The 23,335-nt window shown below is 66.3% G+C and carries 21 protein-coding genes; 6 read left to right on the top strand and 15 right to left on the bottom strand.

Translation table 11 applies throughout. From position 1 onward, the window contains the following. Positions 1 to 61: 61 nt before the first annotated feature. Positions 62 to 2,020: a GAF domain-containing sensor histidine kinase gene (locus AC3A6M_RS12225; protein ID WP_487852999.1), complete on the top strand. Its 1,959-nt coding sequence runs from the start codon at positions 62 to 64 to the stop codon at positions 2,018 to 2,020. A gap of 68 nt (positions 2,021 to 2,088) precedes the next feature. On the opposite strand, the gene AC3A6M_RS12220 is transcribed toward AC3A6M_RS12225, so the two are convergent. Next, complete coding sequence (locus tag AC3A6M_RS12220; RefSeq protein ID WP_487852998.1) at positions 2,089 to 3,525, bottom strand: PA domain-containing protein; 1,437 nt, start codon at positions 3,523 to 3,525, stop codon at positions 2,089 to 2,091. Further along, on the bottom strand, positions 3,512 to 3,943 hold the full coding sequence (locus tag AC3A6M_RS12215) for a post-PEP-CTERM-1 domain-containing protein (protein WP_487852997.1): 432 nt from the start codon (positions 3,941 to 3,943) through the stop codon (positions 3,512 to 3,514). Before AC3A6M_RS12215 ends, AC3A6M_RS12220 begins: the two co-directional genes overlap by 14 nt. A gap of 478 nt (positions 3,944 to 4,421) precedes the next feature. On the opposite strand from AC3A6M_RS12215, the gene AC3A6M_RS12210 reads away from it, so the two are divergent. Then, complete coding sequence (locus AC3A6M_RS12210; protein ID WP_487852996.1) at positions 4,422 to 5,432, top strand: alpha/beta fold hydrolase; 1,011 nt, start codon at positions 4,422 to 4,424, stop codon at positions 5,430 to 5,432. Between the two features lie 3 nt (positions 5,433 to 5,435). Here AC3A6M_RS12210 and AC3A6M_RS12205 read toward each other — a convergent pair whose 3' ends face one another. From AC3A6M_RS12205 to AC3A6M_RS12190, 4 genes are all read right to left on the bottom strand, one after another. Further along, positions 5,436 to 5,660 (bottom strand): GDCCVxC domain-containing (seleno)protein, encoded by a 225-nt coding sequence (locus AC3A6M_RS12205; protein WP_487853169.1) that lies wholly within the window; start codon positions 5,658 to 5,660, stop codon positions 5,436 to 5,438. A 50-nt stretch (positions 5,661 to 5,710) separates the two neighbouring features. Continuing rightward, positions 5,711 to 7,915, bottom strand: a complete 2,205-nt coding sequence (locus tag AC3A6M_RS12200; RefSeq protein ID WP_487852995.1) for a hybrid sensor histidine kinase/response regulator — start codon at positions 7,913 to 7,915, stop codon at positions 5,711 to 5,713. A gap of 114 nt (positions 7,916 to 8,029) precedes the next feature. Continuing rightward, on the bottom strand, positions 8,030 to 9,535 hold the full coding sequence (locus tag AC3A6M_RS12195) for an HD domain-containing phosphohydrolase (protein ID WP_487852994.1): 1,506 nt from the start codon (positions 9,533 to 9,535) through the stop codon (positions 8,030 to 8,032). Positions 9,536 to 9,722: 187 nt separating this feature from the next. Next, positions 9,723 to 10,460, bottom strand: a complete 738-nt coding sequence (locus tag AC3A6M_RS12190) for a DNA-formamidopyrimidine glycosylase family protein (protein ID WP_487852993.1) — start codon at positions 10,458 to 10,460, stop codon at positions 9,723 to 9,725. A gap of 160 nt (positions 10,461 to 10,620) precedes the next feature. On the opposite strand from AC3A6M_RS12190, the gene AC3A6M_RS12185 reads away from it, so the two are divergent. Next, entirely contained in the window at positions 10,621 to 11,121 is a 501-nt protein-coding gene (locus AC3A6M_RS12185; RefSeq protein ID WP_487852992.1) for a DUF3016 domain-containing protein, read from the top strand. 21 nt (positions 11,122 to 11,142) lie between these two features. Beyond that, complete coding sequence (locus AC3A6M_RS12180) at positions 11,143 to 11,640, top strand: DUF3016 domain-containing protein (protein ID WP_487852991.1); 498 nt, start codon at positions 11,143 to 11,145, stop codon at positions 11,638 to 11,640. Between the two features lie 6 nt (positions 11,641 to 11,646). Here AC3A6M_RS12180 and AC3A6M_RS12175 read toward each other — a convergent pair whose 3' ends face one another. The 9 genes from AC3A6M_RS12175 to AC3A6M_RS12135 all read right to left on the bottom strand — a co-directional run bounded on the left by AC3A6M_RS12175 (position 11,647) and on the right by AC3A6M_RS12135 (position 19,728). Further along, positions 11,647 to 12,675, bottom strand: coding sequence for a hypothetical protein (locus AC3A6M_RS12175; protein ID WP_487852990.1), 1,029 nt, complete (start codon positions 12,673 to 12,675; stop codon positions 11,647 to 11,649). A gap of 17 nt (positions 12,676 to 12,692) precedes the next feature. After that, positions 12,693 to 13,193 (bottom strand): hypothetical protein, encoded by a 501-nt coding sequence (locus AC3A6M_RS12170; RefSeq protein ID WP_487852989.1) that lies wholly within the window; start codon positions 13,191 to 13,193, stop codon positions 12,693 to 12,695. 14 nt (positions 13,194 to 13,207) lie between these two features. Further along, positions 13,208 to 13,819 (bottom strand): RNA polymerase sigma factor, encoded by a 612-nt coding sequence (locus AC3A6M_RS12165; RefSeq protein ID WP_487852988.1) that lies wholly within the window; start codon positions 13,817 to 13,819, stop codon positions 13,208 to 13,210. A gap of 65 nt (positions 13,820 to 13,884) precedes the next feature. Continuing rightward, the gene (locus AC3A6M_RS12160) at positions 13,885 to 14,328 is read right to left on the bottom strand and encodes a thioesterase family protein (RefSeq protein WP_487852987.1); all 444 of its coding nucleotides are present in this window, start codon (positions 14,326 to 14,328) and stop codon (positions 13,885 to 13,887) included. A gap of 13 nt (positions 14,329 to 14,341) precedes the next feature. Continuing rightward, a complete protein-coding gene (locus AC3A6M_RS12155) occupies positions 14,342 to 15,718 on the bottom strand; it encodes a M20/M25/M40 family metallo-hydrolase (RefSeq protein WP_487852986.1) in 1,377 nt (458 codons plus the stop codon). Between the two features lie 72 nt (positions 15,719 to 15,790). Further along, positions 15,791 to 16,111, bottom strand: a complete 321-nt coding sequence (locus AC3A6M_RS12150; protein WP_487852985.1) for a hypothetical protein — start codon at positions 16,109 to 16,111, stop codon at positions 15,791 to 15,793. Continuing rightward, positions 16,108 to 16,926, bottom strand: a complete 819-nt coding sequence (locus AC3A6M_RS12145) for a hypothetical protein (protein WP_487852984.1) — start codon at positions 16,924 to 16,926, stop codon at positions 16,108 to 16,110. Before AC3A6M_RS12145 ends, AC3A6M_RS12150 begins: the two co-directional genes overlap by 4 nt. Positions 16,927 to 16,957: 31 nt before the next feature. Continuing rightward, positions 16,958 to 17,515: a peptidoglycan L,D-endopeptidase MepK gene (gene mepK / locus AC3A6M_RS12140; RefSeq protein ID WP_487852983.1), complete on the bottom strand. Its 558-nt coding sequence runs from the start codon at positions 17,513 to 17,515 to the stop codon at positions 16,958 to 16,960. Positions 17,516 to 17,631: 116 nt separating this feature from the next. Next, positions 17,632 to 19,728 (bottom strand): MASE4 domain-containing protein, encoded by a 2,097-nt coding sequence (locus AC3A6M_RS12135; RefSeq protein WP_487852982.1) that lies wholly within the window; start codon positions 19,726 to 19,728, stop codon positions 17,632 to 17,634. Between the two features lie 141 nt (positions 19,729 to 19,869). Between AC3A6M_RS12135 and AC3A6M_RS12130 the strand changes: the two genes are divergently transcribed. Together AC3A6M_RS12130 and AC3A6M_RS12125 are read left to right on the top strand one after the other, a co-directional pair. Further along, positions 19,870 to 22,662 carry a M16 family metallopeptidase gene (locus AC3A6M_RS12130; RefSeq protein ID WP_487852981.1) on the top strand — a complete coding sequence of 931 codons (2,793 nt, stop codon included), beginning with the start codon at positions 19,870 to 19,872 and terminating at the stop codon, positions 22,660 to 22,662. 158 nt (positions 22,663 to 22,820) lie between these two features. Continuing rightward, positions 22,821 to 23,249, top strand: a complete 429-nt coding sequence (locus AC3A6M_RS12125) for a hypothetical protein (RefSeq protein WP_487852980.1) — start codon at positions 22,821 to 22,823, stop codon at positions 23,247 to 23,249. Positions 23,250 to 23,335 lie beyond the last annotated feature (86 nt).

Genomic DNA, 23,335 nt, shown 5'->3' with positions numbered 1-23,335 from the left:
CAGCACGGTCTTGAGCTGCTAATATTTCCCTGACGCACTATTTCGTGTTTTAGGGGGATGAATGAAAGACCGTCTTGCACGCCTCGAAGCGGTACAGGCCATGCTGCTCGAAATCGGGCAGCTGTCCGCCAGCTGTACCGATATCACCGAATTCGTGGGCGCCGTGCACCGCGCGCTGGGCCGCATCATGTATGCGGAAAACTTCTTTGTGGCCTTGTCGGAGCGCGAGAACAATACGGTCCGCTTCGTTTATTTCGTCGACACGGTCGATGAAGCCCCGCCCACCGACGAGTGGCTGACGCTGGCGTCGCCCGAGGAGTCGCCCACTGCCTGGGTGATGGCCAACAAGCAGCCGCTGACCCTCACCACCGCCGAGTTCATGGCGCGTGAAAACGGCATCGATTGGGGCTTCGGCAGCATGGCCGAGCACTGGATGGGCTATCCTTTGCTCGATCAGCAACATGAAGTGCTGGGCGCCATCGTAATCCAGAGCTACCTGCCGCAGCATCTCTACAGCGAGGAAGACCAGGCGCTGTTCGCCCTGATCGCGAATCACGTCTCGAACGCCCTGCAGGGCCTGCAGAGCATGGACCGGCTCGAGCGCGCCGTGCAGGAACGCACCGCGGCGCTGGCGAAGGAAGTGGCCGAGCGCCGCCGCGCCGAGCAGGTCCAGCACGCGCTGTACCAGATTGCCGACCTGTCGGCGTCGGCCCTGGACACCGACGTGCTGGCCGCCAGCCTGCACCGCATCATCGGCGAGCTGATGGTGGCGAAGAATTTCCTGGTCGCGCTGACCCATCCCGAGACCGGCGAGATCAGCATTCCGTATTTCGTCGACGAGAAGGACGGCGAGGCGCCCAGCAAGCGCTTCCCGTTCGGGATCGGCATGTGTTCCTATGTGCTCAAGACGAGGCAGGCCCAGCTGCACGACGCCGGCAGCTTCGCGCGCCTGGTCGCCTCCGGCAAGGTCCAGGAACCGCTCGGCAACACCCGGATCGCCAGCTGGATCGGCGCGCCGATGCTGGTGCACGACAAGGCCTACGGCGTGATGGTGGTGCAGAGCTACGACCCGACCATCCTCTACACCAAGACCGAACTCGACCTGCTGGCCTTCATCGCCAGCCACGTGGCGGTGGCGATCGCGCGCATGCAGGCCGACCGCGCGATCCGCCAGGCCAAGGAGAGCCTGGAGACGCAGAACGCGGCCCTGAACCAGGCGCTCACCCAGCTGCAGGAAGCGCAGACGGAACTGGTGCGCCAGGAAAAGCTCGCCTCGCTCGGCCAGATGGTGGCCGGCGTCGCCCACGAGATCAATACCCCGCTGGGCATCTGCGTGACCGCCACCAGCCACCTGGTGCAGGAACTCAAGCTCACCAAGGAAGAGCTGGCGGCCGGCGAGATGACCGAAGACAGCCTGAACACCTTCTTCGACGTGGTCGACCAGTCGCTGCGCATCATGACCACCAACACCCAGCGCGCCGCGGCCCTGGTGCGCAGCTTCAAGCAGGTGGCGGTGGACCAGTCTTCGGACAACATCCGCAACTTCAACCTGGGCAAGTACGTCGGCGAGATCCTGCTGTCGCTGCAGCCCAAGCTGAAAGGGCGGCCGGTCAAGGTGCAGGTCGATTGCCCGCCGGACCTGGAGCTGAACAGCTTCCCGGGTGCGGTGTCGCAGATCGTCACCAACATGGTGGTCAATTCGCTGGTGCACGGCTTCGAGCGCGACCAGCCCGGCAACATCACGATCCGCGCCTGGCTGGAGGACGACGACATGGTCGCCTTCGAGTACGGCGACGATGGGGCAGGGATGGACGCCGACACGCTGTCGAAGCTGTTCGACCCCTTCTTCACGACCAAGCGCGGCAGCGGCGGCAGCGGCCTCGGCGCGCACATCCTCTACAACCTGGTGACCGGCTCGCTGGGCGGCTCGCTGCGTGCGGACAGCAGCCCGGGCAAGGGGCTGCAGTACCAGTTGCGCTTCCCGCGCAGGACCAGGAAGGCGGAACTGGCGGCTGCGTAAGCTGCGTCAATAAAAAACCGCCTGCGAACAGGCGGTTTTTGCTTTGCACGGCAAACCGGCGATGGCGATTACCAGCCGATGTCCTTCAGCAGTTCGAAGGTCAGGTCGATCGGCGCCGTGACCGAGTGGGTCAGGTCGGCACTGATCGCCGGCTCCATCAGCTGGTTGCGCGAGGCGGTCGTGTTGTAGTGCGACACCGAGGAGCCCGACTGATACGGGTTGGGCGTGAACATCGTGATGCGGCGCTGCGAGTCGGTGCCCGAGATCAGGGTCTTGGAGCGCTCGAGCTTGCCCACGGTACCGGCCGTATTGCCGTTCGGCTTGGTCAGGCTGGCGGCGATCAGGGCGCCGTCGGCTTGCGTCACGCGCACCGCCGGGATCGTGATCGTCGGATCCGAACCGCCCAGGCCCGTCACGGCGCCCGGCGCATTGTCGGCCACGATCACGCCGATCGCGCCAGCATTCTGTGCGTTCTTGACCTTGATCGTGAATGCGCAGGTGCCACGGCTGACCAGGGCGATGTTGCGGCGAACCGCCGCGGCATTGGCTTCGTTCAAGGGCGTGCAGGCCGAGCCGGGGCTGTCCGCCTGCAGGGCGACCTGGGCGATCTGGCCGGTGACCGGCGATTTGTCCAGCTTCGGACCGAAGTCGGCTTCGCCAACCTTGTACAGGTCGCCGGCGGCCGAGCTGGCGCCGACGCCGACGATGCGCAGTTCCGGCGTGGCGGTGAGCACCGAAGGCACGGCCGCGGTCACGCGCGGACCGGTCCAGGACAGGCCCGCGTCCTTGAGCGACGAGGCGGCGCGCTCGGCATTGGTCATGTTGACCCACAGCTTGTTGGTGGTGTTGTCGAGCAGGTAGTGGTCCCATACCGACGGGTAGCCGGCAAACTGGGCGCCGGTCGAGCCGTTGGTGAAGGTCTGGAAGCCGATGCCGTGGCCCATCTCGTGCAGCAGGGTGGCGACGAAGTCGATATTGCTGCCTTCGTTGCCGTCCAGGCCGAAGTAGAAGGCGCTGCCGGTCAGGCAGCCTGCCTTGCCGAGTTCGGAATTGAAGCGGGCATTGATCTGGGCGCCGGGGGCGTCCGAAATCTCGCTGCCGTACAGCTTGTTGGCCAGTGCGTACGAGTACAGGGTGCCAGCCTTCGGCGCGCCGGGGAAGTCGGCGAAGACCTGGGTCGCGCCGGCGCTGCCGAGCACGGCGCTGGTGGCGGTACAGGCCAGCGGCGTGAACTGCGCGTTGATGACGATCGGTACCGAGCTGGTCAGGGTCGCGCCCCAGATGTTGGCGGCATGCGTGAAGGCGATCAGGCGCTGCTGGCCGAGCGTGATGCCGGTATTGCCGCCGACCGGAGCGGCCGGAGTCGGGTCGTTGAAGCCGACGCCAGGCGCGTTCAGGTTGTTGATCACGATTGTCGCAGCGGCCTGGGCGGAGCCGGCGGCGCCAAGCGCGAGGGCCAGGGAAACGGCCAGCAGGGTCAGGTTCGGGCGCTTATTGGACGTCATGCTGGTGCTCCTCGGAATGCGTGGACACGGGGTGGTTCAGGGCGGCTTCTGCGGCGGTTTTGCCCTGGATGCAATCGGCCTCGAGTTTGCCGTCCGCATTGCGGCGCACCACCGAGTACGACACCAGCTCTTCATCGACGTAAGCGGCAGCGATGCCGTTTTGCTGCAGGCGCACCACGCCCGCCGCCGGAAGGCCGGCGGCCTTGCGCTCGGCTTTCCGGGCTGCGAGATCGGCAGCGCGCAAATCGTTCAATTGCTTGGCTTCGGCGGCGGTGGCATTGCGCACCTTGCCGGTGACCGGGTCCTTGGAAACGGTCTGGCTGGCCTGACCGTCCTGCCCGGCCGCAAAGGCCGAACCGGTGAGCGCCAGCGCCGCAATGGCGACGACGCTGCGCAGCGTGAGTCCTGGGATATGCATGTGGTCTCTCTCAGAAAGTGGTCTTCGATCGGTACATCTTTTCTTTCCCCGGTCCTAGATCCGGTTGTCAATAATATAGACGCGGAAACAATAAAATTGCTAATTTATTGTTAAAAATTTTGTATTGTTCTTGATCAAACTGCACGCGTTTTGTTCGGTTTCTCCTCTCAAAAATACTGGATCAGGCGTATCTTTTTGCGTTGTTTTTGGCGACAGGGAGCGTCGTTTCCGTATTGACGAGAATAGCTGTCGAGCCATAAAGGGTAAGCAAATTGCATCAAATGGCGTGCGCTATTGCATAGGCACTGACTGCCTCCCGTAAAGTCGCGCCGATGTCATGGCAGTCCTTGCTGGTCATCGATCATGTTTTCTCCATTTGGGAGCAGGCCATCGCGTAGGCGATCTCAAAATGATGGTTTATTATGCAAAACGCAATTTTTCTTTTACTTATATGTCTGCTCGATAAAGGATCTGCCTGATGAATAAAGGCTTGGCTGGACTGATCGCGGTGGCATTGGCCAGCGTTTCTTCACCTTCCTTGCTGGCTGCACCGGTGGCGCAGCCGGCAGCTGGCGACGCATTCGCCAGGCCACACCAGCTCGTCGATATCGGCGGCCGCAGGATGAACCTGTATTGCAGCGGCCAGGGCGCCACCACCGTGGTGTTCGACGCGCCGTCCGGCGAGGCGGGCTGGAACTGGTTCAGGGTGCAGCCTGCCGTCGCCACGCACACGCGCGCCTGCGTGTTCGATCGCGCCGGTCTTGGATTCAGCGATCCGGCAAAGCGCCCGAACACGTCGGAAAACGTGGTGGAGGATTTGCACAAGCTGTTGGCCAAGGCGGGCATCAGGCCGCCCTATGTCATGGTCGGCAATTCGCTGGGCGGCGCCAACGTGCAGGTCTACGCCTATCGCTATCCGGCAGAGGTCAAGGGCCTGGTGCTCGTCGAGCCGCAGCACGAGGATGAAACCAGCCGCCTGGACAAGGCCAGCCAGGGCAATCGCCAGAAGGTCTACGCGATGGTCGCGGAGCAGAACAACTATTGCATGGCCGCCGCCCGGAAAGGCATGAAGCCCGGTAGCGAAGCGCTGATGCATTGCGTCGGCAACCCGGCGGAAACCTATGGTCCCGCCCTGGGCGCGGCCGTGAAGTCGGCGGCGGTCAAGCCTGCCTACTGGCGCGCCAGCATCGACGAATGGAATGCCATCAAGGCCAGCGACGAGCAGCTACGCAAACTGCGGCGGCCGTTCGGCGACCTGGCGGTGGTGGTGCTGACGCGCGGCGTGAGCCCTTACGCCGTCCCGGGAAAGCCGCAGAGCGCCCTGAACAAGGCGATGGAAGACGAGAACGCCGCTATCCAGAAAGAGACTGCCGCCTTGTCGACGCGCGGCAGGCAGCGTGTCGTGCCGGGCGCCGGCCATGTGATCCACGCCGATAAGCCGGAGGCCGTGGTCGACGCGGTGCTGGAAGTGCTGGATCAGGTGAAGTAAAGATTACGGCTGCTTCGCAGCGCAGCAGGTGCGGTGCTCTTGCATGGGCGGACACTTGACCGTCCCGTACGAGCAGTACACACAGCAGTCGCCGGCCTTCGGTTTCAGCACCGCCTTGCATCGGCGGCACTCATAAAAGAACTGGCAGTAGTCGGTCGGCATCGACTCCTGCTGGGCGTGACCGCAGTGGGGGCAGGTCAATACCGATTCCAGAACAAGGACAGCCATATGGACCTCGCTTGCAGTGTTGGGAGAAAGCCGGCCGGTTGCGCCGCCGCTCAAGCCGGGTTCGCGAGGTCCGACAGCAGCTCGACCAGCTGTCCGATCTCATAGGGCTTGGCCAGCACCTGCACCCCGGGCACCGTGGCGCGCTGGTCGGTGTAGCCGGTTGCCAGCACGACCGGCAGGCCCGGCCGGCGTTCGCGCAGGATGCCGGCCAGGTCGATGCCGCTGATCTTGCCCGGCATGACGATATCGGAGAAGGCGACGTCGACTTCCAGCCCGGCTTCGATCATCGCCAGCGCGCGTTCGCCGTCGGCCGCCACCAGCACTTCGAAACCGGCGTCTTCCAGCGCGCGCGAGACGGCTTCGCGCACCAGCGCGTCGTCTTCGACGAACAGGATCCGGCCGCTGGCCTGCAGGTCCGTGGCGTGGCCGCCGCGGGCAGGCTGGGGCGACAGCGGCAGGGTGGAGCGCGGCAGGTAGAGTTCCACGCGGGTTCCCTGGCCGGGCGTGCTGGACAGCGTCAGCGAACCCTGCGACTGGGTGGCGAAGGCATAGGCCTGGGCCAGGCCGAGTCCGGTGCCTTTGCCCGGCTCCTTGGTGGTGAAGAAGGGATCGAGGGCGCGCGCCAGCACTTCGGGCGGCATGCCGGTGCCGGTGTCGGTGACGGTTACCAGCACGTACTCTCCGCCGCCGCGCTCAAGGCTGGGCTCCAGCACGCAGTTGCGCGCGCCGATGGACAGGGTGCCGCCGCCGGGCATGGCGTCGCGCGCGTTGATCGCCAGGTTGAGCAGGGCGAGGTCGAACTGCAGCGGGTCGACGGTCACCGGCCAGAGCGCGTCTTCGCAGGCCAGTTCGAGCGCGATGCCCTGGCGCAGCACGTTGCGGATCAGCTGTACGGAATTGCGCAGCTGGTCGTACGGATCGACCGTCATCAGCCTGGCTTCCTGCACGCGGCCGAAGGAGCCGAGCTGGCCGGTGAGGGAGGTGGCGCGGCTGACGGTGCGCTTGCAGGTGTCGATCAGGCTCTGCACCTTGGGCTGGGTCGCGGTCAGCGACGCCATCTGCAGGGCCGTGGTCAGGGTCTGCAGCAGGTTGTTGAATTCGTGGGCGATGCCGCCCGTCAGGCGGCCCAGGGCTTCCAGTTTCTGGCCGCGCATCATGGCCGCCTGCGCCTGCTCGTTGGCGGCGACCGCCTCGGCGACGCGCTGTTCCAGTTCGGCCTGGGAGCGGCGGATCTGGCGGCTGGCATCGGCCATGCGGCGCGCCACCGCGTCGATCTCGACGATCTGCTGCGGCTCGTAGGCGATGTCGCGGCCCTGGCCGAGGTCTTCGGCGCTGCGGCCCAGGTATTCGATCGGGCCGATGGCGCGCTTGCCGAAGCGGCGCGCCAGCACGACCGCCAGCACCAGCAGCGCGGTCATGATCCCGGCCAGGAAGGCGGCCGCATGCAGCGGCACGCGCTGCAGCTCGGCCTTGGGAATGCTGACCAGCACCCGCCACTGCGAACCCGGCACCGTGCTGAAGAAACCCTGGGCCTGCGTGCCGGACAGGTTGCGGCCCTCGAACACGCCTTCGCGGTTGGCGCTCAGATTCCGCAGCGCGAGCGGGCTCACCGAGCGGCCGCGGAACTGGTCGGGGTCGCGCGAGCGGGCCACGATCCGGCCGTTGCGGTCGATGATCGAAACCACCCACTCGGCGGGGAAGCGCTGCTGCGTCATGAGTTCCTGCAGCGAGCTGGCGTTCACGCCCATGCTGACGAAGTAGCGGAGCGCGCCGTCGATCCGCACCGGCACCTGGACCACGAAGTCGAGGCGGCCACCGACCGGCGCCGTGAACAGGTCGGACACCAGGGTGCGGTCCTTGCCGTGCTTGTTCATCAGCTCGGCCATGTTGGAGGCGCGCCGGGCCGGCAGCGGGGTGCCGGGCGCCACCCGGGTATTCAGCAACTGGCGGCCGTCGGCATCGAACAGGACGATGACGGCTTCCGGGGAGGGCGCCAGCACCTTGGCGTGGCGGTAGAACTCGTCGAAGTCGCCGCGCGCCAGCGAGGGCGAGCTGGCGAGGGCGCGCAGGACGCCTTCCCGGATCTCCAGTTCGTTATCGACCAGCAGGGCGAAGGCGCGAACCATTTCCTTCACGCTGTTTTCCTGGGCCCGCCTTTCTTCAAGGTAGACGTAGCCGACCGCCAGCGTCGCTGCGGTAAAAGTCGGCACCAGGATCGCCAGGATGAGGACCAGCAGTCGGGTTCGGATGCGCATCGGAGAAAGCTGTATTCCGGGCAATATTGCACCGGCGGGCGTAGTCTACCCGACAATGATACCCTTGTCGTCGCTCAGCCCGCCGTCCGGTCGCCGATGCCCGGTAACCGACGCTCAGTCCGGCCAGCGGCGGTTGATCTCGTCCGCCTTGTCGAGGTTCTTGACGAGGATGTCGACATAATGCGGATCGAGGTGGTGGCCGGCCACTTCGCGCAGGTAGTCGCGCACCTGCGCGATCGGCCAGGCTTCCTTGTAGCAGCGCTCGTGGGTGAGGGCGTCGAACACGTCGGCCACCGCCACGATGCGCGCATACGGGTGGATCTGGTCGCCCTTCAGGCCTTGCGGATAGCCGCTGCCGTCCCACTTCTCGTGGTGCTGGTGGGCGATCACGGCCGCCGCCTTCAGGATCGGGCGCTGCGAGCCGTCCAGGATCTGCAGGCCGACGGTCGGGTGCTGCTTCATGACTTCCCATTCCTCGGGCGTGAGGCGGCCCGGCTTGAGCAGCACCGCGTCCGGGGTCGCGATCTTGCCGATGTCGTGCATCGGCGCGGCGTGCATCAGCACCGCGGTCTCGTCTTCCGACATGCCGGATTCCTCGGCCAGCAGGTGGCACACCTGGGCCATGCGGCGCACGTGGTTGCCGGCCTCGTTCGAGCGCGATTCGACCACGTCGCCGAGACGCAGGATCAGCTCGGCCTGGGTATCGGTGATCTCCTGGTTCAGCAGGATGTTGTCGAAGGCGATCGCCACGCCCGAGCAGAACACGTCGAGCAGCTGGACGTCGATCTCGGAAATCTCTTCGACGCCTTTCAGCACCAGCAGCGAGGCCTTGCCGCTGTTGTTCGGGAAGTAGCCGACGTAGGTGTCGCCATGCAGCTTGGAGATGCGGTTGTGGCGCGCCTCGTCGAGCTGGGCCACCAGTTCGGGGCCGATGTCGGATTCGCCCATCTCGCCGATGCGGGCCAGGATCTCGTAGCGGCTCTCGCCGGTGATGACGCTGGCGCCGGTCACGCGCAGCAGCATGCTCTGCTCGAGGCGCAGCAGCGCGACGACCTGTTGCAGCAGGCCGCTGGCGAAGTCTTTCAGGTTGCGCTGCTGGAAGATGTGGGCGGAAGCGGCGATCACGCGCTCCAGGCCTTCGCGGTAGGTCAGTTGCACGCGGCGCGCATCCTCGACCTTCATGATGTCGCGGTAGGCGCGCAGGGCGGCGAAGGTGGTGGTGAACAGCTTCGTGCGGTCGAGCTCGGTCTTTTCCTTGTAATCGTTGATGTCGTAGTCGACGATCACGCGCTCTTCCGGCGCCTGCCCCGGCTGGCCGGTGCGCAGCACGATACGGGTGAACTGGTTGTCCAGTTCCTGGCGCATCCAGCGCGCCACTTCCAGGCCGCTGTCTTCGCGCTCCATCACCACGTCCAGGAACACCAGCGCGATGTCCTTTTCGCGCGCGAGCACCTGCTTGGCCTCTTCGCCGCTGTAGGCATGCAGGAAGCTGAGGCTGCGGCCGTCCAGGCGGAAGCGCGACAGGGTCAGTTTCGTGATGTCGTGGATGTCCGGCTCGTCATCGACGAGCAGCACTTTCCAGGGAGCGAGCTTGGGCGCAGCTGAAGACAGGAATGACATAAGACGATGTCCGTATCGGGTTGTGTCGATGTTGTCGGAAAGAGCAAAAGCTTGCGCCAGAGCAGCAGCGCTTCAAAATGATTGTAGTATGAGCAGTAGCCATTAACAACCGGAAATATTGAAACCGCAGGGAATCAAGTCACAATGTTGCAACGTGACATTGCGGCAGTATTTACGCTATAGAAACTTACTCATACAGTTTCTGGCAGCGTTCGCACCAGAAACTGCGCCGGTTCGAGCGTCCAAGATTGGCTTTATGGAAGGGAATGTGGCAGCGCGGGCAAATCTTCTGGTTGTGCGCCAGCCAGTGCTGCTTGAGGGTGAATTCCTTTTTCCAGGCGAGGAAATCGAAGCTGTACTGGCGCGCCTGCTCGACCAGGGCGCGCAGCTTGGCGGGCGGCAGGGCGCCGACCGTGGACAGCGGGTGCAGGCGGATCCGAAACAGGACCTCGTTCTTGATGATGTTGCCGACACCGGAAAAGATCTCCTGGTCGAGCAGGGCGTCGCAGGCCAGCATGTCGGGGGCGGCGCGCAGCTTCTTGCGCGCCTTCTTCGGGTTCCAGGCCTCGGACATCACGTCCGCTTCCCAGTCGTAGAGCGCATCGAGGTCGCAGTCGACCTCCTTCACCGAGCAGGCGTAAAAATTCAGGAAGCTGCCGTCCGCAAAGTGCAGCGACAGGCGCGGCGGCTTGTCCCGCTCTTCGTTGATGCGGTAGGTGCCGAACAGGAGCATGTGGATGCGCACCACCATGGTCGGCATCTGGATGAAGAATTGCTTGCCCCAGGTGCGCAGCGCCAGCACCGGCTGGTCCAGCAGGCGCGCGGTGTCGATGGCCCAGGTATTGCCCTCGGCGCGCACGATGGTCTGGCCGACGAAGCGGGCGGTCTGCTCCTTCAGAATGTATAGCGATGGTCCTTCCGGCACGGCGTTCTCCCTTCGGTCCGATTGTGCGGCGGAAGAGCCCGGAGCCGGTGTGCGGCGACTAACATTTCGCTACAAACTGGGGATGGATGGAGACGGACGCGGCCACCATATGGAGGGTATATTGGTGCCAGGAAGACGATTTCGACGAAAGGACAAGACCATGAAATCCCTCGTGCATAAATTGGCCCTGGCGGGCCTGTTTGCGCTGGTGGCGGGCAGCGCCAGCGCCGCGGTCACGGTGACTTACGTGCAGCCCGAAAAATTCAGCGACCTGCCCTTCGTGACCTGGGACCGTGAAGACACGCTGCGCCAGATCACCGAGCACTTCACCTGGCTGGGCAGCAGCCTGCCGCCGGGCCAGGACCTGCGCATCGAGGTGCTGGACATCGACCTGGCCGGCCGCCTGATCCCGAGCGCGCGCCTGGGCCGCGACCTGCGCATCCTGCGCGGGCAGGCCGACTGGCCGCGCATCGAGCTGCGTTATTCACTGGAGCAGGACGGCCAGGTGGTCAAGAGCGGCGAGGCGCAGCTGTCGGACATGAATTACCTGAACCACACCACCCGCTACTTCGACAGCGAACCGCTGCGCTACGAAAAGCAGATGATCGACGACTGGTTCGAGAAGACCATCGGTCCGCTGCCGCGCCGCGGCCGGCGCTGATCGCCGGCGAAAGGAGACGCGATGAAATCGATCATCCAGGGCCTGGCGCTGGCGGGCCTGCTTGCCATGGCGGTGGGCAGCGCCGGCGCCGCCGTGTCGGTTACTTATGTGGCGCCCGAAAAGTATGCCGACGTGCCGCGCGACACGAGCGCGCGCGCGAACATGATGAACGACCTGACCGACCACTTCACCTGGCTCGGCACGGCCTTGCCGCCGGGCCAGGACCTGCGCATCGAGGTGCTGGACATCGACCTGGCCGGGCGCGAGGAGCCGAACGCGCGCGCCAGCCACGACGTGCGCGTGATGCGCGGCGGCGCCGACTGGCCGCGCATGCGCCTGCGTTTCACGGTGGAGCAGAACGGCCAGGTGCTCAAGAGCGGCGAAGCCCAGCTCTCCGACATGGACTACATGGCCAAGGTGAGCCGCTATCCCGAGGAAGAGCCGCAGCGCTTCGAAAAGGCGATGATCGACAGGTGGTTCGAGAAGAACATCGCGCCGCTGCCGGGACACCGCCGCTGAACTTCCTTACTGCGCCCGGTCGCCTTTCGCCGCCAGCTTGGCCAGCGGATCCTTGACCGTGTAGTCGGACGGCACCGCGAACAGGCTGGCGGCCGGTTCCTCGCGCTTCAGGTTATCCAGGCGGAACACCGTGTCGCCGCTGCGCGGGTCGCTGTGCCTGGTGTACACCGTCACCTGCAGGTCCGGCGCATACCAGGTCTCGTCCGAGACCACGATCGGGTTGCGGTTGCCGATCTCGCCGGCCGGGATCTCGTAGCTGCGCAGCTTGCCCTCGGCCCTGACGCCGTTGAAGTCGCGCGTGCCGAGGTCTTTGGTGGTCGCCTTCGAGGCCCACTTCATGTCGCCGAACATGCCGGCGGTGAGCGGCGCCAGGCGGACCTGGACGTCGCGCAGCGCCGGGCCGTTTTCCTCCATCGCCTTCGACACCTGGATGCGCACGTCCTCGCGGATATGCTGGCGCGCTTCGTCGTTCACGCGCGCGACGCGCTTGACGATGATCTCCTCGCTGCCGTCATCGAGCTTGCGGCGCTCGACGGTCGGCAGGGCGCCGTCCTTGCGCATCTGCTCGACGCGGGGGCGGGCCTCTTCGCCCGCCTTGCGCCCGGCTTCGGCCGCGCGGCGGGCCGCTTCGCGCGCGGCGCCGTCCAGGCGGGCGATTTTGGTGGCGGTGCGGTCCTGGGGCTTCAGGATCCAGGTGGCGCCGGCGACCGGGTCGTGGATGGTGATGACCTTTACTTCGCCCCTGGCGTCGGCGACTTCCTGGCGGGTGCGGCCGGCGCTGTCGCGGTAGGCCATGGTGGTGTGGCGGTCGGCGATCTGGTTGCCGTCGGAGAGGTTCTGCTGGCGTTCGGTCACCATCTGGGCGCTGTAGGGAGCGTTCTTGATCGCGCCCGCGCCCCGCATGCCGAGCGGCCCATGGCCTTCGCGCGTCACGATGCGCGTCGCCGGCACCTGGTCGCCCGGGCTTTCCTCGGCCAGGGCGGGAATGGCCAGGCTGGCCAGCAGTACGGCAAGAACGAGTTGGTGGGTCTTCATGGTCATCCTCTATCTGGTTAATGAATGGAAGTCAGGCGCAGGGCCAGCGGCTGGCCGTCGGCGCCGAGCAGCATCTCGGCCTTGACGGTGTCGCCGGCGTTTTCCGGCGTGAGCGGGATCCCCAGCGGCGCCAGGCTGCTGCGGGATACTTCGGTTTCGACCATGCGCGGGGCCGGTTCCTGCTCGATGCGCTCGGGCGATTCGAGGGCGATGAACAGGCCGCCGCCGTCGCGCGATACCAGCGGCCGGCTGCGCGCGTCCGGATCCACGGCCAGGCGCGGGTTGTGCAGCACCAGGCTGAACACCGTCACGGCCGTGACCACCGTGGACAGGCCGCCGGCCAGGGCCCAGCGCTTGAGTGCCGACCCCGGCGCCAGCTTTTGGTACCAGCGCTTTTGCGGGAACTGGCGCGCAAACGCCTGCATCAGCTCTTTCTCGACGCCGCGCGGGGCGTCCAGCTTCGCCATGTCGGCGCGCAGGGCGTCGAACAGCGGGTCGATCGGGTCTCGGGATTCCATGGGATCGGTCCTTCTCATGCTTGGGCCAGGTCGGGAGAAGCGCGCCAGCCGGCCAGGCGCTTCGCCAGGGCCGCGCGGCCGCGCGACAGGCGCGAGCGCACGGTGCCGATGTCGACCTGGCAGATGTCGGCGATCTCGGCGTAGGAAAGTTCGTGCATTTCGTACAGGATGACGACGTCGCGGTAGTGGGGCGCCAGGTGGGCGAGGGCGCGCCGCACCTGCTCGGCGGCTTCGTTGTCCAGCAGCCGCGCCAGCGGCCCGTCCTCGTCCAACGGCAGGTCGAGCTCGGGGTCGTCATCGCCGCCGTCGCCGAGGTCAGCCGTGCCCGGCAGCGCGACATGGCGCTGGCGGCCTTCTTCCAGCTTCAGGATCAGGTTGCGCGCCACGCCGAACAGGAAGGACTGCAGCGTGCCGCGCAGCGGATCGAAGCGGAAGCGTTCGGTCAGCAGGCCCATGAAGACCTCTTGCACCACATCGGCGGCGGTCGCAAGCGATCCGCAGCGCAGCATCGCGAAGCGGTACAGCGGACCCTGGTGGCGCCGGTACAGGGCCGCGAAGGCGTCCTGGGCGCCGCCGCGCATGGCGCGCAGCAGGTCGGTGTCTGGGGTGGCGGAAGTGGTATTCATGGGGTTCGGTATTTACCCATATTCCGCCGGGGAACCAGAAAGGTTCCAGCTATTTCCGGCTTTTTTTAATCGATCCAGTTCACACGATCGAACTTGCTGCGGAACTCCTCCGACATGGCCACCACCTGGCTGGTCTTGTAATTGAAGAAGACGAAGCCCTGCTTGGCCATCGCCACCAGCTTCTTGTCGCGCGGGCGGGTGATGCGGAAGATGATGTCGCCGCCGTACTTGTTGAAATCCATGACGCCGACTTCGAACAGCAGCTGGTCGCGCGCATGGGCTTCGGCGCGGTAGGTGGTGGCCAGGTCGGTGACGATGATGCCGGTGCCGTCGCGCTCGGTTTCGGGGACGCCGAATTCGAACAGGAAGCGGGCGCGCGCCTCGGAGATCATCGAGATCATCGAGTCGTTGCCGAGGTGGTTGGCGGCATTGATGTCGGTGACGCGCACCGTCAGCAAGGTCGTGTAGTAGTACTGGTCTTCGGGGAAGTCGAGTTGTAGGCGTGCCATATCAATAAAAGAGTCAGTCCTGGCGGGTCAGGCGGTAGATCAGGATCGCGGCGCGGACCGCGCTGCGTTCGATCGAGGCGGCCTCCAGGCTTTCGTTCGGCGAGTGCGCAGCGCCGCCGGCGGCGCCCAGGCCGTCCAGGCTGTCGACGTAGGGCGCGGCGAACTGGATGTCGCCGGCGCCGCGCGATTCAGGCGGCACCGCGCCGATCGGGCCCAGGCCGGCATCCTGGCTGGCCAGCGAATACTGTTCGAGGACCTTCAGGTTGCCGGGCGTGACCGCCATCGGCGGATACGAGTCGCGGAAGTTGACCGTGGCGCTGGCGCCGGGCAGGCTCCGGGCCACGATCTCGCGCATGCGCGCCTGGGCGCGGTCGCGCTGGGGGTAGTCCAGGTAGCGCAAGTCGCCCTTCACGGTGACGGTGTTGGCGATCACGTTGGTCTTGCCGAAGGCGCTGCCGCGCGAATGGGCCTCGTCGAAGGATACTTCGGTGCCGCCCAGGATCACGCCGGGATTGAAGGTCAGTCCCGGTTCCACGACCTGCTGGCGGAAGGCGTCGAGGATGCGCGCGGCCTCGTAGACCGCGCCGTAGCCGCCCGGTCCGAACACGCCCATCGAGTGCGCCTGGCGCGCCTTGATCTCGAGTTCGAAGAAGGCGGTCGAGCGCCGGCCCACGGTGGCGGCCGCCATGCCGTCCTGGTTGGTGATGCTGCCTTCGAAGCTGAGGGCGACGTCGCTGCGCTTGGCCAGGCGGACCAGGTCGCCGCGCGAGATGTCCTTCGGGTTGCCGGCTTCCTCTTCGTCGCCGGTGAGCAGCACGGCGATGCGGGCCTCGTCGAGCGCGCCCACGCGCTGCAGCGCGCGCAAGGCCTCGACGATCACCACGTCGCCGCCCTTCATGTCGGACACGCCCTGGCCCTTGATCCGGCTGACCGTGCCGTCGGCCTCGGGCTGCGGTTCCCAGGCCGGGGTCGTGTTGCCCGGCTCGAACACGGTGTCGAGGTGGCCGAGCAGCAGCAAGCGCTTGCCACCGCCTTGGCGCGCGGACGCCTGGCGTTCGGCCCCGGGGCGCTCGGCCAGCAGGTGGCCGGCGCGCTGCATCTCGGGCGGCATGTCGATCCAGCGCGTCTTGAAGCCGAGCTCGTCGAACTGGTCGCGGAACAGCTTGCCGACGGCGCGCACGCCCGCCTGGTTCATCGTGCCGCTGTTGATGAGGACGCTTTGCCGGAGCAGTTCCAGGGCTTGCGGCGCATGCGCGTGGATCTCGGCCACGATCTGCTGTTCCACCGGACTCAGTGCCTGAACCGGCTGTTGATCCGCCTGTTGCGCCCCCGCCACCTGTACCACTACGCCTGCCGCCAGCCCCAGCATGGCCTTCACCGTCCCGCGCATCGCATCTTTCCGAAAATAATGATGCTCAACTTTACACCGATTCGGTGTCCGCGGCTGTATGGACAGGGCGATTCAAGGCGCCGGATCGGTGGGGTAGGGCGGGCGGCGGCGCATTTTCCGGACGACGCCGGCGCGGTCCAGCAGCAGCACCAGCTCGGTATGGCGGCCGCCTCCGGCATTGGCTTCGTACAGCCAGGTCTCGACGCCGCTGTCGAAGCCGACGGTCCTGGTCGGGCCGAAGGCGGCCAGCAGCTCGGCGCGCGTGGTCTTGCCCGGCACGACCAGCTGCGCGAAGCGGTCTTCGGCGACGATCTTGCCGGGTTCGGTGTTGCCGGTGGCGCAGCCGGCCAATGCCAGGGCCATCCCCACGACGGCGAGCGCGTGTTTCATCATGGCCGGGCCTCCGCGGGCGGATCATCCATGTACTCGAAGGTGACGAGGGTGTCGTCCGGCCAGCTGCGGTCCCAGATCGGCGCGTAATAGGTGCGGTCCAGCAGGGCCTGGCAGTCGCAGAAGGGCAGCATGTCGCGGCTCTGTTCGCCGCCGGCGTACAGCATGCGGAAGGGCAGGATCTCGGAACGTTCGCCGGCGCGCAGGATCACCGAGAACACGGGGCGATCCGTGAAAAACAGGAAGTTGCCCTTCGGGCTGTTGCAGACTTGTTCCGGCGTGGTGAGGGCGTCCGAGATCCAGCCGAACAACGGCGAGCTGTTCGACACCAGTCCCGCCTCCATGCCGACCAGGCATTCCAGGCGCAGGTCGCCCAGGCGCCGCGTGCCGGGCGGCAAGCCGGGCGTGATGACCTGGGCGCGCCAGGTCATGCTGGTGGTCTTGCGGTTGGCGATGACGGCGGCGTCTTCGCGCAGCGCCTGTTCGTTGCGCGGCAGCACGAAGGTATTGTCCTCGGCCACCTGTACCGGGATGGCGATGTGGTCGCCGAGCACGCGCAGGGTGATGCCATGCATGTCCACGCCGGGCGTGCGCGGCAGCAGGTGGAAACGCAGGGTCGCCTGGGGCGCCAGTGCATGCTCGCGCTCGAAGCGTTCCATGCCCCGGATCATCTTGCGGTAGGACTTGTCGACCGGATCGCGGGTCGAGGTGACGGTGACGGTTTGCGGCTTGTCCGTCGGCACGTCCGGGCTTGCCTGCGGCGCCGGCGCGGCGCGGACAGCATGCGCCGGTCCGGCAAGAACGGAAAAGGCGAGCAAACAACCGGCGAGGCGCCGCATGACGCCAGGCTTACCAGTAACGGACGCGCCCGACGTCCATGTGGACGAATTGCGAGTCCGGGTAATAGCCGACCCCGCCCGCCTTCTGCGCCATCGCGATCTTGTGCAGCTTGGCCAGGTCCTGGCCGGGCACGCGCACGTCGATGGCCTTGCCTTCCATGTGCAGGCTGTGTTTCGCGACGCCGGTCGTGTTCTCGTGCAACTTCGCATTCGTTTCCGGCGAGCGGTAGCCCGAAATCACGTGCAGGGTCGGGTGGCTGCCGTACTGGGCGCTGATGCGGTCGAGCAGGACCAGCAGCTGCGGATCGATGGCCGAGACCTGGTTATTGCGGTGGTCACGCAGCAACTTGTTGATGTCCTGCAGCGCTTCCGGAATGAACTGGCCCTCGGCCCAGAAGATGCTGCGCAGGCTCTCGCCAGTATGGGTGTTATAGAGGCGCAAGATGCGCTCGTTCGGGGGCGCCGTGCCGGGAATGGTCGCGGCCCTGGCCTTGGTCAGAACTGCCGGCGCACCGATCACGGAAGCCAGCATGGCGGAGCTTTTGAGGAAGGAGCGTCGTTGGTTCATGAGCTTTCCTTTTCTGCTGTTCGTCAAGAGGACATGATAAGCCTCATGCGAAAAGCATGCAGGAGGCGGATTCCCCTACAGCTTGTCAGCCCAAAACTACAATGAAAAGCAACATTTCACTGCATATACACCTGCTTGCTGCCATTCAACGCAGCGCGGATCGCGCGCGCCAGTTCCTCGTCGCTGTAGGGCTTGTTCAATAGCGCCACACCCTGCTTCAGGCGGCCGTCCTGGATCACCGCGTTCTCGGAATAGCCGGACGTGAACAGGACCTGGATGCCCGGATGGAGCTGGCGGGCCAGTTCGGCCAGCTGCGGGCTGTTCATGGTGCCGGGCATGATGACGTCGGTGAACAGCAGGTCGACCTGGTGGTGCTGGCGCAGCACGGCGCCCGCTTCGTCGGCGCTGCCGGCCCGGAGCACCCGGTAGCCGAGGGCCGACAGGATCTCGGCGACGTTGTCCTGGATCGCGATTTCGTCGTCGACGACGAGGATGGTTTCCGCGCCGCCGGCGACGGTGGCGGCCGGCACTGCCGTCTTTTCGACCGCCGCTTCGGTGCTGCGCGGCAGCAGGATGGTCACGGTGGTGCCGCGCCCCGGCTCGCTGCCGATCTCGATATGGCCGCCGCTTTGCTTGACGAAACCATACGCCATGCTGAGACCGAGCCCGGTGCCCTTGCCGACGCCCTTGGTCGAGAAGAAAGGCTCGAAGGCGCGCTCGCGGACTTCCCTGCTCATGCCGCTGCCGGTATCGATGAAGGCCAGGCACACATAGTCCCTGCCGCCGAGCTGCAGGCGGGCCGCGTCGTCGCCGCCCAGCACGGTATTCGAGACCTGGATGGACAGCAGGCCGCCATCCTGCATCGCGTCGCGCGCGTTGAGCGCCAGGTTCAGGATCACGTTCTCGAGCTGCTGCTGGTCCACCTTGACGTTCCAGCTGCCGGGCGCGATGGCCAGCTCGATCCGGATGCGCTCGCCGAGGGCCCGCTTGAGCAGCTCGTCCATCTCGCCCAGCACCAGGGTCATGCTGGTCGGCGCCGGCTGCAGCGCCTGCTTCCGGGCAAAGGACAGCAGCTGCGAGGACAGCCGGGCGCCGCGCCGCACCGCGTCGCGCGCCGACAGGCAGCGCTGCACCACCTTGTCGTTGGCGCCCGACAGCATGCGGATCAGGTCGAGATTGCCGCCGATGATGTGCAGCACGTTGTTGAAATCGTGGGCCACGCCGCCGGTCAGCTTGCCCATCGCTTCCATTTTCTGGGCGTGCAGCAGGGCGTTCTGGGCATCTTCGAGCGAGCGGGTGCGTTCCCGGACGAGCGATTCCAGGCGCTCCTGGTGGCGTTCGAGCTTGTCCTTCGCGAGTGCGAGCTCGCTGGCATTCACGGCCGCCTTCAGGTAGACGCGGTGGATGGTCTGCATGTACAGCACCAGCATCACGATGGCGGACAGCAGGGCGTTCAGGCGCCCGACATACCAGCCGACCGACAGCCGCGCCCCGCCGGCCATGGTGATGATGTTATCGAAGGCCAGGGCCAGGATCGCCACGCCCAGCCAGGCGCTGATCGGCGTGCGGAAGCGGCTGGCGCGCCACAGGAAGAACAGGGCGGCGAACAGGATGGCCTGGATCAGCGGGCCGTAGCCGGTCCGCGTGATCAGGCTGTAATCGTCGCCGATGTTCTGGATCGGCAGGTAATCGTGTAAAACCGTCACCGCCGCCAGGGTCGCGGCCAGCGCGACGGCCATGGCGGCGGCGGCGCGGACGAAGCTGCGCCGGGCGTCGGCGACCATCCTGCCGGCGCCGCGCCATTCCGTCACCGCATAGCCGAGCAACATGCCGCCGGCGCCCAGGTGCCAGAAGAACCACAGCCAGATGGTGGTCTGCGGCCCGCCCAGCAGGCGCTCCTTGGCGACGAAGGCGCCGGGCAGGGACAGGAACTGCGCCGCCAGCACCGCGGCGGTGTACACGCAGCCGGACCACAGCCAGAGCAGCGAGCGGATGCGCGTCTGCAGGAAATAACCGTAGACCAGGTAGGACGCCAGCAGGTAAGTACCGATCAGCACGGCCTGGTAGGAGGGCACGAAGGCGGGCACGTTCGGCCACTTGTGGCTGGCGATCGGCAGCAGCAGCAGCGTGGCGACCGTGACGAGCACGGATACCGCGAGCGCGCCGGTGCGGGACGGAGTGAAACCGGGGGAAGAGGGGGAATCGATGATCATTCAGCTACCTTGTCGCGGTGCTCAACGGGCGCACGGGCAGCGTCAACAGGGAGCAAAGGTCGACAAGCATAGCACGCCCGGGTTCAGCCGTGCGCAGACGGGCTGGCATAGAATGGGCGGCCCGGATTCCAGGAGGCAGGCATGCGTTCCCCCTCGATTGCGCCGTTTCTGGCATTGCTGCTCGCGCTGGTGCTGGTGCTGGCGCTCCCGGCATCGGCCCCGGCCGTTGCCGCACCGCGCGCCGCCGTCGACATCCCCATTCCCGACATCCCCTATTCGAAGTTCGTGCTGAACAACGGCCTGACCGTACTTGTGCACGAGGATCACAAATCGCCCGTGGTGGCCGTGAACACCTGGTACCACGTCGGCTCCAAGAACGAAAAGCCGGGCAAGACCGGCTTCGCCCACCTGTTCGAGCACCTGATGTTCTCGGGCAGCGCCAACTTCGACAAGACCTTCCTGTCGGCCCTGGAGGGCATCGGCGCGAGCGACCTGAACGGCACTACGAACAAGGACCGCACCAATTACTTCGAGACCGTGCCGGCCTCGATGCTCGACTACGCCCTGTTCGCCGAGAGCGACCGCATGGGCCACCTGCTGGGCGTGCTCGACCAGAAGAAGCTGGACCTGCAGCGCGGCGTGGTGCAGAACGAGAAGCGCCAGCGCGAGAACCAGCCCTACGGCGTGGTCGAGCAGATCGTCACCGAAAACACGTATCCGGCCAACCATCCGTATTCCTGGACCACGATCGGCTCGATGGAAGACCTCGACGCCGCCTCCATGACGGACGTGACGGAATGGTTTCGCGGCAATTACGGCCCGAACAATGTGGTGCTGGTGCTGGCCGGCGACATCACGCCCGCGCAGGCCCGCGAGAAGGTCGAGAAATACTATGGCGACATCCCGCCCGGCCCGCCGGTGGCGACGCAGCGCGCCTGGGTGGCGAAGCGCAGCGGCACCCACCGCGGCAGCGTGCAGGACCGCGTGCCGCAGGCGCGCATCTACCGGATCTGGAACGTGCCGGGCGCGGACACGCCGGAAGAAGCGCTGCTCGACCTGGCGGCCCATGTGCTGGGCGGCAGCAAGACCTCGCGCCTGTACCAGCGCCTGGTGGTCAGGGAGCAGCTGGCGACCTCGGCCTTCGCCAGCGACGACTCGAACGAGATCGCCGGCCAGTTCGGCATCAACCTGACGGCCCGCCCCGGCGCCGACGTGGCGCGCATGGAGCGCGTGGCCGACCAGGAATTGCAGGCACTCCTGAAAAGCGGACCGCGCGAGGACGAGCTGCGCCTGGCGAAGACGGCGATCCTGGCGCAGTACGCGCGCACCGTCGAGCGGGTCGGCGGCTTCGGCGGCAAGAGCGACCTGCTGGCGCGCTGCATGACCTTCACCGGCAACCCGGACTGCTACAAGACCTACCTGAAGCGCATCCGGGCCGCGACCCCGGCCATGGTGCGGCAAGCCATGCTGGCGTGGCTGGACGACGGCGACTATATCCTGCAGGTCGATCCGTTCCCGGCTGGGCTCGCGCCCTCGGTGACGACCCTCGACCGCAGCAAGGGTCCGCCGCTCGGGCAAGCGGAACAGCTGCACCTGCCGCCGATGCAGCTGGCGACCCTGTCGAACGGCCTGAAGTTGGTGCTGGCCGAACGCCATGGCGCGCCGATCGTCAACCTGTCGATGATGATCGATGCGGGATACGCCTCCGATTCGCACGCGCTGCCGGGCCTGGCCAGCCTGACGATGCGGATGCTGGAAGAGGGCACGCGTCATGGGGCAAACGCGCGGTCTTCGCGGCAGGTCAGCGCCGAGCTGGAAGCGCTGGGGGCCTCGCTCGGCGCCACCACCAACCTCGACGGCGCCTTCGTCAACATGAATGTCCTGAGCCCGACCTTGCCGCAGGCCCTGGGCCTGTATGCCGACCTGGTCCTGCACCCATCCTTCCCGCAGGCGGATGTCGAGCGCCTGCAGCGCGACCGCATCGCCGCCATCAGGCGCGAGAAGACGGTGCCGCGCGCGATGGCGCTGCGCGTGCTGCCGGGCCTGCTGTACGGCAAGGACCACGCCTATGGCCTGCCGCTGACCGGCACCGGCACGGAAAGCGCGGTGGCGCGCATGACGCGGGCCGACCTGGTGCGCTATCACCAGGCCTGGTTCAAGCCCGGCAATGCGACCCTGCTGGTGGTCGGCGACACCACGATGGCCGCGCTCAGGCCCTTGCTGGAGCAGGCCTTCGCCGGCTGGCAGCCGGGGGGCGTGCCGCGGAAGAACGTGGCCCGGGTCGCGCAGCCCGACCGGACCGTGATCTACCTGCTCGACCGCCCCGGCGCCCTGCAGAGCGAGATCGTCGGCGCCCAGCTGGCGCCGCCGCGCAATTCGCCGGACGCGGTGGCGCTGAACCTGCTGAACGACGTGTTCGGCGGCACCTTCAGCTCGCGCCTGAACATGAACCTGCGCGAAGACAAGCACTGGTCCTACGGCGTCGGCTCCTCGCTGGTGGCGGCGGTCGGGCAGCGCATCCTGTTCAGCGCCTCGCCGGTGCAGACCGACCGGACCGCGCCGGCCCTGCGCGAGCTAATCCGGGAATACGCCGACATCGCCGGCGCCCGCCCCATCACCCAGCCGGAGCTGAAGGCGGCCCAGGACAACGAAACCCTCGGCCTGCCCGGCGCCTTCGAGACCATCGCCCAGCTCAGCAACGGCTATGCCACCATCCTGCAGTACCGCTTGCCCGAGGACTATTACAACACCTACACGGACAAGGTGCTGGCCGTGGCGCCGGCCGAACTGAATGCGCTGGCGGCGCGGACCATCTTGCCGAAGCAACAGGTCTGGATCGTGGTGGGCGACATGAGCAAGGTCGAGGCCGACGTGCGTGGACTGGGCCTGGGCGAGGTGCGGAAAATCGATGCGGACGGGAATCCCCTGCCTTGAACACGGCGTTTGAAAGAACTTGTAACGGCCGGGCTCGGACGGCCTCGGGAAAAGTGAATTTCTTGTTACGGTTTGGCACAATTGCCAATCGTGCGTATGGACGGGCGGTGTAAGATACGCCTACGAAATTTCATTTTTGATAATAAAAGGAGCCCATCATGAAGACCACGACCATTTCCCTGTCGAGCCTCGTTCTTGCTGTCGCCGTGCTGGCCACCGGCTGCCAGAAAACCGAAAAGACGACCGTCGAAACCAACGGCATGGGCCCGGCCCAGACCGCAGGCAAGGCCGTCGACGATACCGGCGCGAAAGTCGCTGCCGAAAGCCGTGAAGCCGCCGCCGACGCCAACGCCGCCGCCAACCGTGCCGGCGAGAAGATCGATGCCGCCACCGATCGCGCCGGCGCCAAGATCGACGCCGCCTCGGACCGCGCAGCCGCCAACATGCGCGAAGCAGGCGCCGAAGTGCGCCAGGAATCGCACGACGCCGCTGCGAGCGCGAAGGAAGGCGCGAAGGATGCAACCGCCGCCACCGGCCGCGCGCTGGAGCGTACTGGCGAGAAGATGCAGGATTCGGCTCGGAAGTAATTACTTGGCTCAAACCCGTCGTCCCCGCGCAGGCGGGGATCCAAGTTATTTCGCAAACCGCCAACGCCAAACGCTGCCGGTACGCC

It is taken from the genome of Telluria sp. Soil_C_11 (assembly GCF_057657395.1).
This window is presented reverse-complemented; position numbering and strand designations above follow the sequence as displayed.